We start from the raw sequence: 14,582 nt of genomic DNA on the forward strand, positions 1-14,582 counted from the left end.
CCTCCTCCACTAAAGCCACAAAAAAGGGACCCTCAAATGAGGATCCCTTTATGATCGAAAACTATGGGACAGCAGTGAGCCTTGAGCTCCTTTTTTTGTGGCCGTTATGCAAAGTCGGCCGGGGATTCGAAATACAGCTTATCGCCATGAACAGGGTGGTTCACAGCCAGTTGTTCGGCATGCAGCATCATTCTGGGGTAGCGATGTGCACTTGCCGCTGGAGCGTAAAAACGGTCACCCAGAATGGGGTGGCCCAGCGCCATCATATGAACACGCAACTGGTGTGAACGCCCTGTAATCGGGGTTAGCAGCATCAGGCTGGTATTTTCATCCTCATCGCGCTCAATGCACTGCCAAAGGGTGAGAGCTGGCTTGCCCTTGTCGTGATCGACCATCTGTCTGGGTCGACGCTCCCAGTCACAGCGCAAGGGCAGCTCAACACTCCCTTGGTCATCAATCGGCAGGCCGTGCACCCGAGCACGGTAACGCTTTTCGGTGTCGCGGTTCTGAAATTGAAGGCTCAGGTTGCGGTGGCTGTCGGCATTCAGGGCCAGAACCATAAGGCCAGATGTGGCCTGATCGAGTCGGTGAACGATACGCGCGGTGGGATACTGCTCCTGCACACGACGCCAGAGGCAGTCCTGCTTCTCAGGGCCTCGCCCGGGAACGGAGAGCAGACCGGCCGGTTTGCTTACAACCACCAGTTGGTCATCCGCGAATATGATTTCAGGCATTGGCACGTTCCAGCAACAGCATGGACTCGACATGGGCGGTTTGCGGGAACATGTCCATGATACCGAACTTGCTGATGTGATAGCCGCGCTCAAGCAGTGGTGAGAGATCGGCTACCAGCGCAGACGGGTTGCATGAGATATACAGGATGCGCTTGGCACCGTAACGGGCCAGCTGGTGGACGGTTTCGCGCGCGCCGGTGCGGGGAGGGTCCAGCAGGATGAGGTCAAAGCCTTCCCGGAACCAGGGGGCATGTACAAAGCTTTCGGACAGGTCGGCGCGATAGAACTGGGCGTTTTTCAGTCCCGCTGTTGCAGCATTATCACGCGCACGCGCCACCATCGCCTCTGAACCTTCGACCCCTACGGCTTGCCGGGCAAGCTGTGCCAACGGCAGGGTAAAATTGCCCAGTCCGGAAAACAGGTCAAGCACGCGGTCCTCGGGCCCGGGGGCAAGCCAGGCAAGGGCCTGATTAACCATTTTGCGGTTGATATCGCCGTTAACCTGTATGAAGTCAGTGCTGGCAAAGCGCAGTGCAAGAGACTGCTCAGGCAGGGTATAGATGGCAGATGGATCACCCGTTTGCCCCTGTTCCGCGGCGATTTCCAATTGAAGGCCCAGCTGGTCCGCGACCTGCTCAAGGCGCTTTATAAGCGTTTCATCGGGGCGGCGTGTACATCTCAGTCGCAGATAACCGCCAGAGTCCCCCCGGCTGATATCGATATGTGTCAGTCGTCTGATATCGGCCTGGCCCTTGAGCGCTTCGCGCATCAGCCGAAATACAGGCTGCAGCTCCGGCTGCATTACCGGGCAGGTATCGATATCAAGCAGCTTTTTGCTGCCGCGGCGCCTGAATCCGATCAACACCTGGCCATCACGCTGGCGCTGATTGATGCCGATCCGGGCTGCACGGCGATAGCCGGCGCTCTCGCCAATAATGGGCGGGTAAACCTTGTCTGGCTGTGTGTCGGCGAAACGTTTCAATTGGTCCAGCACCTGCTGTTCCTTGTGCTGACGCTGCGCGTCTACATTCAGGTGCTGCAGATCGCAGCCGCCGCACTCGCCATAATGGGCGCACAGAGGCGGGACTCTGTCCGTACTGTCGTTATGGCGCGTTATCACGCGTGCAGTGTTGTAGCGTTTATGCACCTCTTCAAGGCGCACGTCGACCTGCTCCCCGGGTAAGGCATCCGGTATGAAAGTGGTTTTGCCGTCAATCAGGCCGACTCCTCGACCTTCATGACTGAGGCGGTCAATCAGCACGCTGTGCTGGCTATCGGCTCCCTGACTGGTTTTCTGCCTGCGAGCAGGGCCACCAAATCGAATTCGTGTCTTTCGCATAGGATATGTTTGCCTTAATGGTTGTAACCGGTCATCAGGGGACGCATGTAAGCGGGTAAGGCGTTATTGTACTGAGTTTTCAGCTCCTTGTAGATGTGTGGCCGCTTGACTCGCGCCTGAATTAAAACCGGATACCTGTCATAATTTGCGCCATATCACTGACCTGAATTTTGATGGATGAACGTGAAATGTCTCAGGAACACCCCTTTGCGCCCTTTGTGCGCATACTGGGAAAAGGAAAAAACGGCAGTCGCTCGTTAACACGGGATGAGGCAAGGACTGCCATGGGCATGATTCTGGATGAGCAGGTCGAGCCTGAGCAGCTGGGAGCCTTTCTGATGTTGATCAGGATGAAGGAGGAGGCGCCCGAAGAGCTGCAGGGTTTTGCAGAAGCGGTCCGGGAACGGTTGCGGATACCCGCGGGCATCGAGGTCAGTCTGGACTGGTCATCCTATGCCGGCAAGAAGCGTCGTTTGCCCTGGTTCCTGCTGGCAGCACTGGCTCTGGCCAATCAGGGAGTACGCATATTCATGCACGGGGCGCGAGGGCATACCCCGGGCCGGATCTACACTGAAGATGTGCTGGCAGAGTTTGGCATACTGCCTGAACGTGATTGGCAGGGCGTAGAGCGCTCACTCGAAGCGCGTCACTTTGCGTTCATGTCGATTGACACCCTGGTGCCCCGGCTGGGAAACATTATCCAGTTGAGGCCGGTTCTGGGCCTGCGCTCACCGGTTCATACCCTGTGTCGGCTTTTGAATCCGCTTGCTGCCGCTTGCTGTATCGACGGTGTTTTTCATCCTCCCTACGCCCCCATGCATCAGAAAACAGCGCAGCTGCTGGGCACCCGTTACAGCCTTACAATTCGTGGTGATGGCGGGGAAGCCGAGATGAAGCCAGATTCGGATACCGAGTTGCACTGGGTGCGGGGAGCCAACCTGGATCATGAGTACTGGCCTCGCCTGTATAATCAGCGGATGGTGCGTGAGGAACAGCTGGGCCCTGCCGACCTGCGCCGTTTCTGGCGTGGTGAAATCGATCATGCCTATGGGGAAGGGGCTGTCATCAGCACGCTTGCAGCGGCCTTGAGACTGTTGTCACAAGAAGATCATGCCAGGTCTACAACCGAGTGGATTGACCAGGCCCGCGAATGCTGGAATGCGCGGGACATTGATCGATACTGACTAATATCCGATCAATTTACTCAAGAATAATTTGGGTGTATGCTGACGCCACAGCCCAACGATGCACAAAGGTAGTTTATGACCATTACTGTAACCAAACCTGCCGAGCGCTATCTGGCAGAATTGCTTGAAAAACAGAATGTCGAAGGTATTGCAGTACGTCTTTTCGTGACCCAGCCGGGGACAGCCTATGCGGAAACCTGTCTGGCTTACTGTCGTCCGGAAGAGGTCAACCCGGAAGACGAAATCATGGATCTGGAGCTGCTCCGATTCTATATCGAGCGCAACAGCCTTCCGTATCTGGAAGAAGCTCATGTCGACTTCGCGGAAGACCGTATGGGTGGACAGCTGACGATCAAGGCACCTAACGCGAAAGTACCCAAGGTGTCGCCGGACAGCCCCATGGATGAGCAGATCAATTATGTACTCTATGCGGATATCAACCCGGGTCTGGCGTCACATGGTGGTGAAGTCAAGCTTGAAGAGTTGATTGAAGAAGAGGATGGCGCCATCGCAGTCCTGCGTTTTGGTGGCGGCTGTCAGGGGTGCAGTGCCGTTGATATGACACTCAAGGATGGTGTCGAGAAAACACTGATTGAGCGTGTGCCTGGCCTCAAGGCTGTGCGCGACGCAACCGACCACAGCGTTCGCGACAACGCCTACTTCAAGTAATCTATACTGTTCTGCAACGGGGAAGATTTTTACTTCCCCGTCCTTTCTACACGGACAGCCATCATTAAATTGGTCTTAAGTGGTTGTATTCACCGTAAAGATCCCCATTGAATGATTAACCGTTTTTTACCAAGTAGCGCCAACCCCTATGGCGCCCTGCAAAGAGGCACTCATCATGGATCAATTTGAAGCAAACGATGACGCGGTGACCGTCGAGCTTCCCGTACTGCCCCTGAGGGATGTGGTTGTGTATCCCAATATGGTGATCCCGCTGTTCGTGGGTCGTGAAAAGTCGATCCATGCCCTTGAGTTGGCAATGGCAGGTGACAAGCAGATTCTACTGGTGGCACAAAAGAGTGCATCCGAGGATGAACCTCGGGCAGGCGACCTCTTTGGTATCGGCTGCGTTGCCAATGTGTTGCAGATGCTCAAGCTGCCCGATGGCACCGTGAAAGTGCTGGTTGAAGGTGAATACCGCGCCAGTGTGGAACAGTTGAACGAAGAGCCGGAGCATTTCAGTGCTCAGGTGAAAGTGCTGCCGGTGGATACTGTCAGCAGTGCAGAGGCAGAGGTCTACCGCAAAACGGCACTGGATCAGTTCGAGCGCTTTGCTCAGGTTAACAAGAAGATCCCGACGGAAGTGCACAGCTCACTTCAGGGAATCGATGATATCGGGCGCCTGGCTGACACCATTGCGGCGCATATGGCGCTCAAGCTGGAAGAGAAGCAATCCATCCTGGAAATGCTGGGAGCACGCCAGCGTCTTGAGCACTTGATGTCGCTGATGGAAGCCGAGATTGATCTGGTGGAAGTCGAAAAGCGCATCCGTGGCCGCGTCAAAAAGCAGATGGAAAAAAGCCAGCGTGAGTACTATCTGAATGAGCAGATGAAAGCCATTCAGAAAGAGCTGGGTGACATGGATGAGACCGGTGCTTCCGATATCGAAGAGCTGAAAAACCGGATCGAAGCATCCGGCATGCCCAAGGAAGCGCTGGACAAGACCCTGAGCGAATACAACAAGCTCAAGATGATGTCGCCCATGAGCGCCGAAGCAACGGTTGTACGCGGTTATATCGACTGGATGCTGCAGATTCCCTGGACCAAGCGCTCCCGTGTACGCCTGGATATGCGCCATGCGGAGAAAATCCTCAATGAGGATCACTATGGCCTTGAAGAGGTCAAGGACCGCATTCTGGAGTATCTGGCGGTTCAGAAGCGCGTGAAGAAAATCAAGGGCCCGATTCTGTGTCTGGTCGGGCCTCCGGGCGTCGGCAAGACATCTCTGGGGCGCTCCATTGCGCGCGCTACTAACCGCAAATACGTCCGTATGGCGCTGGGTGGCGTGCGTGATGAGGCCGAGATTCGCGGCCATCGTCGTACATACATCGGTTCCATGCCGGGTAAACTGATCCAGAAGATGTCACGTGTGGGGGTTAAAAACCCGCTGTTCCTGCTCGACGAGATCGACAAGATGGGTATGGACCACCGTGGCGATCCGGCTTCTGCGCTGCTGGAAGTACTGGATCCGGAGCAGAACAGCACGTTCAATGATCACTATCTGGAAGTGGACTACGACCTGTCCGACGTGATGTTCGTGTGCACTTCAAACTCCATGAATATTCCGGGCCCATTGCTGGATCGCATGGAGATCATTCGTATCCCCGGCTATACCGAGGACGAGAAGCTCAACATCGCCAAGCGCTACCTGATTCCGAAGCAGCTCAAGAACAACGGCATCAAGCCCAAGGAGCTGGAAATTACGGATGAAGCGGTGCTGGGGCTGGTGCGCTATTACACCCGTGAGGCCGGTGTGCGTGGGCTGGAGCGTGAGATCGCAAAGGTTGCGCGTAAAGTCGTGCGTGAGCTGGCACTGGAGAAGAAGGGCTACACCGTCAAGGTAACCGGTGAAGAGCTCGAAGACTACAGCGGCGTGAAGAAATATAAATTCGGCATGGCCGAGGAAGAGGACCAGGTGGGTCAGGTGACCGGTCTGGCCTGGACATCCGTGGGCGGGGATATCCTCACCATCGAATCGGCTGTCGTGCCCGGCAAGGGGCGTCAGATCAACACCGGTTCACTCGGTGATGTGATGAAAGAGTCCATCCAGGCTGCCATGACCGTGGTGCGTAATCGAGCACGTCTGCTGGGTATTCAGCCTGATTTCCATGAGAAGCGTGATATTCATATTCACGTACCTGAGGGGGCAACACCCAAGGATGGTCCCAGTGCCGGTATCGGCATGTGTACGGCGGTCGTATCGGCATTGACCGGTATTCCGGTTCGTGCCGATGTGGCGATGACGGGCGAAATTACCCTGCGTGGACAGGTTCTGGCCATCGGCGGGTTGAAAGAAAAGCTGCTTGCGGCACACCGTGGCGGTATTCGCACTGTGGTGATTCCGGAGGAAAATACCCGCGATCTCAAGGAAATTCCCGACAATATCAAGGCAGATCTTGATATCCGTCCGGTCAAGTGGATCGATGAAGTGCTGGACATTGCACTGACTCATCAGCCAAAACCCTTGACAGATGATGAAATTGAGGCTGCTGCAAAAGAGAAAAACGGCAGCCGCAGCGAGCCAGGTCAACTGAGCACGCATTAACGCAAAGCCCCAGCATAAAAGGGCTGCAGCCAGTTGACACCTGTTTCGGGCAGTTGGTATAAAGTTGCAGACTATGCGCTGGGCAATGACAACGGATAGAAAAAGACAACGATTCTAAAAGGGGAACAATGTGAATAAATCTGAACTGATCGACGCGATTGCTGCATCTGCCGATATCCCGAAAGCAGCGGCCGGTCGTGCGCTGGATGCCACACTGGAATCTGTCACTGAAGCGCTGCAGCGTGGTGAATCAGTCGCACTGGTTGGTTTCGGCACCTTTGCCACTAAAGAGCGTGCGGCTCGAACCGGCCGTAACCCGCAGACTGGCAAGCCGATCGAAATCGCAGCCGCTACTCTGCCGACTTTCAAGCCTGGCAAGGCTCTGAAAGACGCGGTAAACAAGTAATCGGATCTGAAGTCCTGATTGCGACGGAGCGGTAGTTCAGTTGGTTAGAATACCTGCCTGTCACGCAGGGGGTCGCGGGTTCGAGTCCCGTCCGTTCCGCCAACTTTCGATCATGTCCGAATCACTTTCGGACCTCTAAAATGATCTGAAAAAGCGCATTCGGTCCGAATGCGCTTTTTTTATAAATCAGAGTGTACGCCTACAATGCTTCAAACCATCAGGGAAAATTCACAGGGGATCATTGCCAAGGTGATCGTCGGCCTGATCATCGTGACGTTCGCGCTGTTTGGTGTTGAGTCACTGATTGGTCTGGCTAACAGCGAAAAGGCGCCGGCTGAAGTGAATGGTGAAGAGATCAGCGCCGTTGACCTGCAGCGAGAGACCGAATTGCAGCGCCGCCAGATTCTGGCTCAGATGGGTGAAAATGCCGATCCAGCCGCTATTGATGAAAACCTGCTGCGCCGTCAGGTGCTGGATGCACTGGTCAGCCAGGAAATCCGCCTGCAGTCGGCTGAAGAGCAGGGGCTGTATCTGTCCGAGTCCATGATTGATCAAATGATTGTTGCCACGCCCGAATTTCAGGTGGATGGCCAGTTTGATCCGGCACAGTTCGAATCAGCCCTGCGTGCCGTTGGCATGACACCGCTGATGTATCGCGAGCTGCTGCGCAAGGAACAACTGATTGGTCAGGAGCGCATGGCCTATCAGTTGTCAGCTTTCTCAACGCCGACTCAGGTCCGTCAACTGCTGGCACTGGATCGTCAAACACGTGACATCGCCTGGGTGCAGCTCTCACTGGAAGAGGTTGAGGCAGGGCTGGAGATCAGCGACGCGGATGTCAAGGCTCGCTACGATGAGGATATGGAACGCTTCATGACAGAGCCACAGGTGGTCCTGTCATACATCGAGCTGAACCAGAATGACTTTGCGGATGCCGAGGCGGTTGATGAAGCCGATGTGCGTGCAGCTTACGAGCAGGAGCTGGTGAGGTTTGAGGCTGACGAAGAGCGTTCCGCCGCACACATTCTGCTGGAAGCCGGCGAAGGCGATGAGGCAGAGTTGCGTCAGCAGGCTGAATCTCTGCGTGAGCGCATTTTGTCCGGCGAGCTGACCTTTGCAGAGGCTGCCCGGGAATACTCGGCAGACCCGGGTTCTGCCCCTCAGGGCGGGGAGCTTGGGTATAACGCCCGAGGTGTGTTTGTCGGACCCTTTGAAGATGCGCTCTTCTCGATGGAAGCGGGTGAGCTGTCTGAGCCGGTGCGTACCGAGTTTGGTTACCATCTGATCAAGCTGAAAGATATCCGTGCAACCGAGCCGCCCAGCTTTGCAGAGCGTGAAAATGAAATTCGCGCCGAGCTGGCCAGTGAGCAGGCTGAAGCCAATTATGTGGCGGCACTTGAGCAACTGGCTGACTTGAGCTTTTCCTCTGCGGACTTGGAAGTGCCCTCTGAAGAGTTGGGTCTGGAGATTCAGCAGACTGAGCCTTTCTCCAGGGCAGGTGGCAATTCTGAGCTCACATCCAATGCCAAGATCCTGCGCGCTGCCTTCAGTGCTGAGCTTCAGGATGAGGCGCTGAACAGTGAGCCGCTTGAGCTGAGCCGTGAGCGCGCCGTTGTTGTTCGCGTGAAAGAGCAGATTCCGTCGCGCCAGCTTGCCTTTGAAGAGGTGAAAGAGCGCCTTGAAGCTGAATTGCGTCGTGAGCGGGCCGCAGCAGCGCTGGAAGCGAAAGCGGATGAGCTGCTGACTGCGCTTGAGTCAGGCCAGGCCCTGAATGAAGTGTCAGCGCTTAACTGGTCAGAAGTGGCGAATATGGGCCGCGAAGCCGAAAGCGCACCGCTGGAAATCAATCGCTATGCGTTTGAGCTGCCTCGCCCCGAGGGTGAAGCATCCAGCTTTGGCCGCGTGAGTCTGCGCAATGGTGATCTTGCCATTGTAGAGCTCAAGGCGGTGCATGCCGCTGATGTCAGCGATCTGGATGACAACCTGGTCAAGCAGATGGGGGGCTTTATCGCCAACCGCAATGGCCAGCTGACCTATCAGGCGCGTGTTGAAGCGCTTGAGGAAGCGGCCGAGGTCGAACGCAACTGATGCGTTGACCCTGCTGCCAGAAAAAAGACCGCCCATGCAGGCGGTCTTTTTTTATGTGGCTTTCAGTATAAGTTGCCGGCTAAAGGACGGCTGAGGCCTGGAGCAGCTTTTGTGTGTACTCGGCCTGAGGGGATTTGAACAGGGTTTCCGTGTCGCCTTCTTCAACCACCTGTCCATGGCGCATGACCATCACCCGGTGGCTCATGGCGCGTACGACGGCAAGGTCATGGCTGATGAACAGATAGCTGAAGCCATGGCGCTGCTGAAGGTCGCGCAGCAGCGTGATGATTTGCTTCTGCACGGTGCGGTCTAGTGCGGAGGTAGGCTCATCCAGAATGATCACGGATGGCTTGAGCGCCAGCGCACGCGCAATGGCAATCCGCTGGCGCTGCCCGCCCGAAAACTCGTGCGGGTAACGGTTTCGCATTGCCGGGCTCAGGCCGACTTCCTGTAATGCTTCGTCCACAATACGGGTTCGGTCTTCAGGGGATTCTATACCCTGTACTTCAAGCCCCTCGGCGATGATTTCCGCAATGCTCATGCGGGGGCTGAGGCTGCCAAACGGATCCTGAAATACGATCTGCAGTTCGCGCCGAAGCGGTCGCATCTGTTTCTGCTTGAGCGGATGCAGCGGCTGCTGTTTGAAATAGATATCACCGCGGCTGCTGATCAGTCGCAGTATCGCCAGTGCAAGTGTGCTCTTGCCAGAGCCGGACTCTCCTACGATGCCCAGCGTTTCGCCCGGTGACAGCTGCAGGTCGATTTCGTTAACCGCCTTGTGGTATCCCGTGACGCGCTGTAACAGCCCCTTGCGCTGAGCAAACCAGACCTTGAGTGCGTGCGTCTCGAGTATGGTCGAGCCGGCATCCGTTACCGGCGGGGGAGAGCCTTCGGGCTCCGCGGCCAGCAACTTGCGGGTGTAGGGATGTTGCGGCTGATCGAACAGCGCCAGGCAGTGGCCAGACTCCACGATCTTGCCCTCATGCATGACGTAGACACGATCAGCAACCCGCCTGACAATATTCAGGTCATGCGAGATCATCAGGATCGCCATGCCCAGTCGCTCCTGCAGGGACTGCAGCAGCTCCAGTATCTGCTGCTGGACCGTGACGTCCAGCGCGGTTGTCGGTTCATCCGCAATCAGCAGTTCCGGCTCATTGGCCAGTGCCATGGCAATCATGACCCGCTGGCGTTGACCACCCGAGAGCTGATGCGGGTAGTGGGAAAGGCGTTCTTCCGGGCTGTCGATCCCTACCAGTTCAAGCAGTTCGATGGCACGGTTTCGGCACGACTCGCGGTCAAGCCCCAGATGCAAACGCAGTGTTTCGCTGATTTGCTTTTCAAGCGTGTGGAGGGGGTTAAGCGAGGTCATCGGCTCCTGAAACACGTAACCCACCTTGTGCCCACGGACCTTCCGTAACTCTGATTCCGGTGCTGATAGCAGATTCTGGCCGGCGTACCGAACGTCTCCCTCAGGATACTCAACCTGGTGAGCGGGCAGGAGTTTCAATAACGACAGGGCAGTCACAGACTTGCCGGAGCCTGACTCGCCAACGATTGCCAGTGTCTCGCCCGTATTGATGTCGAAACTGACATGGCTGACAACCGGTTCAGGGTTGCCAACAAAACGAACCGAAAGGTCACGAACGGAAATGAGCGTCTTCGACATGGTTATAGTTTCCTTGGGTCGAAGGCATCACGGACGGCTTCACCAATGAAGATCAGCAGGGTCAGCATGATGGACAGTGTCAGGAATGCAGTAATGCCGAGCCAGGGCGCGTGCAGGTTTTCCTTGCCTTGTGCGACCAGTTCACCGAGCGACGGTGAGCCCGGTGGCAGGCCAAAGCCAAGAAAATCCAGTGCGGTCAGTGTGACGATTGCGCCATTGAATACAAAGGGCATGAATGTCAGGGTGGCCACCATGGCATTTGGCAGTACATGGCGGTACATGATGCGTCCATCCGAAAGCCCCAGTGCGCGGGCGGCCCGAACATATTCGAGGTTGCGGCCGCGCAGGAACTCTGCACGGACTACATCCACCAGGTTCATCCACGAAAACAGCAACATAATCCCCAGTAGCCACCAGAAATTGGGCTTGATCAGGCTGGCCAGAATAATGAGCAGAAACAGTACGGGCAGGCCTGACCAGATTTCGATGAAGCGCTGAAACAGCAGGTCGATTTTGCCACCGTAATAGCCCTGTACGGCACCGGCGCAGACACCAATCACGGAGCTGGCCAGCGTCAGTACAACGGCAAACAGCACCGACAGCCTGAAGCCGTAGATCACCCGTGCCATGACATCCCGCCCCTGGTCGTCGGTACCGAGCCAATTGGTTGACGTGGGCGGGGAGGGTGCCGGCTGGTCCAGCTCGTAATTGATGGTGTCATAGCTGAAGCGGATCAGCGGCCAGAGCATCCAGCCGCCGTCATCCGTGATCAGCTCCTGCAGATAAGGGTCGCGGTAATCAGCGGGCAGTTCGAACTCCCCTCCGAAGTCGGCCTCGGTGTATTCAGCCAATACGGGCCAGTAATACTGCTGTTGATGCTGCACCAGAATGGGCTGGTCATTGGCGATCAGCTCGGCAATCAGGCTGAGTGCGAACAGAATGGAAAAAATCCATAGCGACCAGTAACCGCGGCGATTGCGTTTGAAACTGTGCCAGCGTCGCTGCTGTAGAGGTGTCATGGCCACAGTTACACCTCCCGGCTCTCGAAGTCGATGCGCGGATCGACCAGAGTGTAGGTGATATCGCTGACCAGCTTCAGCAACAGCCCCACCAGTGTGAAGATGTAGAGTGTGCCGAAGATAACCGGGTAATCACGGTTGATGACAGCCTCGTAGCCCAAAAGTCCCAGTCCATCCAGCGAGAAGATCACTTCAATCAGCATGGAGCCGGTGAAGAAAATGCCGATCAGTGCAGCGGGCATGCCCGCGATAATCAGCAGCATGGCGTTGCGGAACACGTGACGGTACAGCACGGCATTTTCACTCAAGCCCTTGGCGCGAGCGGTCAATACATATTGTTTGTGGATTTCATCCAGAAAGGAGTTTTTGGTCAGCATGGTCAGGGTGGCAAAGCTCGACACCACGGATGCCAGAACCGGCAGTGTAATATGCCAGAAATAGTCACCCACCTGTTGCCACCAGGTCATCTGGTCAAAGTCGGGTGATGTCAGGCCGCGAAGGGGGAACCATTCAAAATAGGTGCCACCGGCGAACAGTACGATCAGCAGGATGGCGAACAGAAAGTTGGGAATGGCATAGCCGACGATTATCAGGCTGCTGCTCCAGACATCAAAGGGTGTGCCGTCACGCACGGCTTTGCGAATCCCCAGTGGGACGGACACCAGATAGGTGAGCAGAGTGGTCCAGAGTCCGAGTGAAATGGACACCGGCAGTTTCTCGATAATCAGGTCGACCACCTGCTTGTCACTGTAAAAGCTTTTGCCGAAGTCGAACTGCAGATAGTTGCCGAGCATCTGCAAAAACCGTTCATGGGCCGGTTTGTCAAACCCGTACAGTTGCTCGATCTCTTTAACCAGCGCGGGGTCCAGCCCCTGGGCACCCCTGTAACCGCTTTCTCCCGTGGCTGTGGTGTCGCTCTGAGGGCCGCTGCCCATGCGGTTGGTTGCACCCACGCCCATGCCTTCCAGATGAGCGATCGTCTGCTCGACAGGGCCGCCGGGGGCAAACTGCACCAACACAAAATTGAGCAGCAGTATGCCAAGCAGAGTTGGCACAATCAGTAGCAGACGGCGCAGTATATAGGCTGCCATCAGGGTTGGGCCCACCAGGTATCCAGCCCGATATCATATTTGGGGCTGGTGTCAGGGTGCTGCAGATGGTGCCAGTAGGCGATGCGCCAGGCGCTGATGTGGTAATGCGGAATCACGTAGTGGTTCCACTGCAGTACACGGTCCAGCGCGCGGGCACGCAGTACCAGTTGTTCACGGTCCGGTGCTGCAATCAGCTGCTCCACCAGATGGTCAACAGCCGGGTTGTGAATGCCGATCAGGTTGCGGCTGCCCGGCCTGTCGGCGCTGTCGGAGTGCCAGTAGTCGCGCTGCTCGTTACCGGGAGAGCTGGACTGGCCAAAGCCGTACACGATCATGTCAAAATTGAACTGGCGCAACAGGTTGATGTACTGGGACACGTCGACGATGCGGATATCTGCTTCGATGCCCAGGCGCTCAAGATTCCGGATAAAGGGAGAAACAACCCGCTCAAATTCCTTCTGTACCAGCAGAATTTCAAACCTGAAGGGCTCGCCGTTGGCATTGACCAGAGTGCCGTTTTCAAGCGTCCAGCCATCCTGTTGCAGCAGGCGCAGGGCCTGGCGCAGCTGGCGTCGATTGCGGCCACTGCCGTCGGTTTCCGGTGCACGGTAAACCTGGGTAAAGACCTCCGGTGGTACTTGACCGCGAACGGGCTCCAGAATCTCCAGTTCTTCAGGTGTTGGCAGGCTGTCCGCCGCCATTTCGGAGTTGGAGAAGTAGCTGTGCGTGCGCTTGTAGGCGTTATAGAACAGGTTCTTGTTGGTCCATTCAAAATCAAAGGCGTATGTCAGAGCCTGGCGGGTCTTGGGCGATGCAAACAGCGGCTTGCGGGTGTTCATGATAAACCCTTGCATGCCCCTCGGGTTCTGATGCTCAATCTCCTCGGTGATAATACGGCCATCGTCAAACGGAGTGCCGGTATAGCCGGTCGCCCAGGCTTTGGAGGAGTGCTCACTGCGGTAATCGTATTCGCCGGCCTTAAACGCTTCGAGTGCGACAGTACTGTCACGGTAATAATCGATCTGTCGGCGGTCGAAATTATGTCGGCCCCGGTTTACGGGCAGATTCTGTGCCCAGTAATCATCACGTCGCTGGTAGACAATGGTGCGGCCGGGATCAATGCGCTCAACCGTATAGGGACCTGAGCCTACCGGTACCTCCAGTGAGGGCGTGCTGAAGTCACGATCCTTCCAGTAATGCTTGGGCAGGATGGGGACTTCGCCCACGATCAGAGGCAGTTCACGGTTGGTAGTATTCTTGAACTCAAAGCGAACCCGAGCGCGGCTGATGACCTTTACCTGCTCAATGCCGGCATAGTAACTCTTGAAGAAAGGGCTGCCCTGCTCAAGCAGAAGCTCAAAGGTGAAGGCCACGTCTTCAGCCGTTACGGGTTCACCGTCACTGAATCGGGCTTCCGGGTGTAGTTCAAACTCGACCCACTGCCGGCTCTCGTCCAGCGTGACTGACTGTGCCAGCAGTCCATAGAGGGAGAAGGGTTCATCCAGGGCGCGTGCCAGCAGAGAGTCGTACAGCAGTCCGGTTCCCTCGGCAGCCGTACCCTTGATGATGAATGGGTTGAGACTGTCGAAAGTGCCTATTGAAGCCTCACGCAGCGCACCTCCCTTGGGAGCATCCGGGTTAACGTAATCGAAGTGCTGGAAGTCGGGGCCGTACTTCAGCTCCCCATGCATGGCAATGCCATGGCTGGGGTGTTCGGTGGCGGATGCACTGCCGGTCAGCAGTATCAGCATCAGAGGGAGGGCTCGATGTACAAGCTG

Annotated in this window: 11 protein-coding genes and 1 tRNA gene; 6 read left to right on the top strand and 6 right to left on the bottom strand. The window is 56.2% G+C overall.

Going from position 1 to position 14,582, the window contains the following annotated elements:
- Positions 1-104 precede the first annotated feature (104 nt).
- Together H9C73_RS07705 and rlmD are read right to left on the bottom strand one after the other, a co-directional pair.
- Positions 105-734, bottom strand: a complete 630-nt coding sequence (locus H9C73_RS07705) for a pseudouridine synthase (protein ID WP_209287238.1) — start codon at positions 732-734, stop codon at positions 105-107.
- Complete coding sequence (gene rlmD, locus H9C73_RS07710; protein ID WP_209287239.1) at positions 727-2,073, bottom strand: 23S rRNA (uracil(1939)-C(5))-methyltransferase RlmD; 1,347 nt, start codon at positions 2,071-2,073, stop codon at positions 727-729. The genes H9C73_RS07705 and rlmD overlap by 8 nt, the downstream gene beginning before the upstream one ends.
- 173 nt (positions 2,074-2,246) lie before the next feature.
- Between rlmD and H9C73_RS07715 the strand changes: the two genes are divergently transcribed.
- The 6 genes from H9C73_RS07715 (at position 2,247) to H9C73_RS07740 (ending at position 9,025) form a co-directional block, all read left to right on the top strand.
- On the top strand, positions 2,247-3,257 hold the full coding sequence (locus H9C73_RS07715) for a glycosyl transferase family protein (RefSeq protein WP_236014155.1): 1,011 nt from the start codon (positions 2,247-2,249) through the stop codon (positions 3,255-3,257).
- Between the two features lie 78 nt (positions 3,258-3,335).
- Complete coding sequence (gene nfuA, locus H9C73_RS07720) at positions 3,336-3,929, top strand: Fe-S biogenesis protein NfuA (RefSeq protein WP_209287240.1); 594 nt, start codon at positions 3,336-3,338, stop codon at positions 3,927-3,929.
- Between the two features lie 175 nt (positions 3,930-4,104).
- Positions 4,105-6,531 carry an endopeptidase La gene (lon, locus tag H9C73_RS07725; protein WP_209287241.1) on the top strand — a complete coding sequence of 809 codons (2,427 nt, stop codon included), beginning with the start codon at positions 4,105-4,107 and terminating at the stop codon, positions 6,529-6,531.
- 130 nt (positions 6,532-6,661) lie between these two features.
- Positions 6,662-6,937 carry an HU family DNA-binding protein gene (locus H9C73_RS07730; protein ID WP_209287242.1) on the top strand — a complete coding sequence of 92 codons (276 nt, stop codon included), beginning with the start codon at positions 6,662-6,664 and terminating at the stop codon, positions 6,935-6,937.
- Between the two features lie 25 nt (positions 6,938-6,962).
- Positions 6,963-7,039 (top strand) — tRNA-Asp (locus H9C73_RS07735).
- A gap of 102 nt (positions 7,040-7,141) precedes the next feature.
- Positions 7,142-9,025, top strand: a complete 1,884-nt coding sequence (locus H9C73_RS07740) for a SurA N-terminal domain-containing protein (RefSeq protein WP_209287243.1) — start codon at positions 7,142-7,144, stop codon at positions 9,023-9,025.
- 79 nt (positions 9,026-9,104) lie between these two features.
- Here H9C73_RS07740 and H9C73_RS07745 read toward each other — a convergent pair whose 3' ends face one another.
- Genes H9C73_RS07745 through H9C73_RS07760 form a run of 4 tightly spaced genes read right to left on the bottom strand, consistent with a single transcriptional unit; the run spans position 9,105 to position 14,555 of the window.
- On the bottom strand, positions 9,105-10,694 hold the full coding sequence (locus H9C73_RS07745) for an ABC transporter ATP-binding protein (RefSeq protein WP_209287244.1): 1,590 nt from the start codon (positions 10,692-10,694) through the stop codon (positions 9,105-9,107).
- A 2-nt stretch (positions 10,695-10,696) separates the two neighbouring features.
- Positions 10,697-11,713, bottom strand: coding sequence for an ABC transporter permease (locus tag H9C73_RS07750; protein WP_236014156.1), 1,017 nt, complete (start codon positions 11,711-11,713; stop codon positions 10,697-10,699).
- Between the two features lie 8 nt (positions 11,714-11,721).
- Positions 11,722-12,804 carry a microcin C ABC transporter permease YejB gene (locus H9C73_RS07755; RefSeq protein ID WP_209287246.1) on the bottom strand — a complete coding sequence of 361 codons (1,083 nt, stop codon included), beginning with the start codon at positions 12,802-12,804 and terminating at the stop codon, positions 11,722-11,724.
- Positions 12,804-14,555: an extracellular solute-binding protein gene (locus H9C73_RS07760; RefSeq protein ID WP_209287342.1), complete on the bottom strand. Its 1,752-nt coding sequence runs from the start codon at positions 14,553-14,555 to the stop codon at positions 12,804-12,806. Before H9C73_RS07760 ends, H9C73_RS07755 begins: the two co-directional genes overlap by 1 nt.
- Positions 14,556-14,582: the final 27 nt, after the last annotated feature.

It is taken from the genome of Marinobacterium alkalitolerans (assembly GCF_017776525.1).
Classification (GTDB): domain Bacteria; phylum Pseudomonadota; class Gammaproteobacteria; order Pseudomonadales; family Balneatricaceae; genus Marinobacterium; species Marinobacterium alkalitolerans.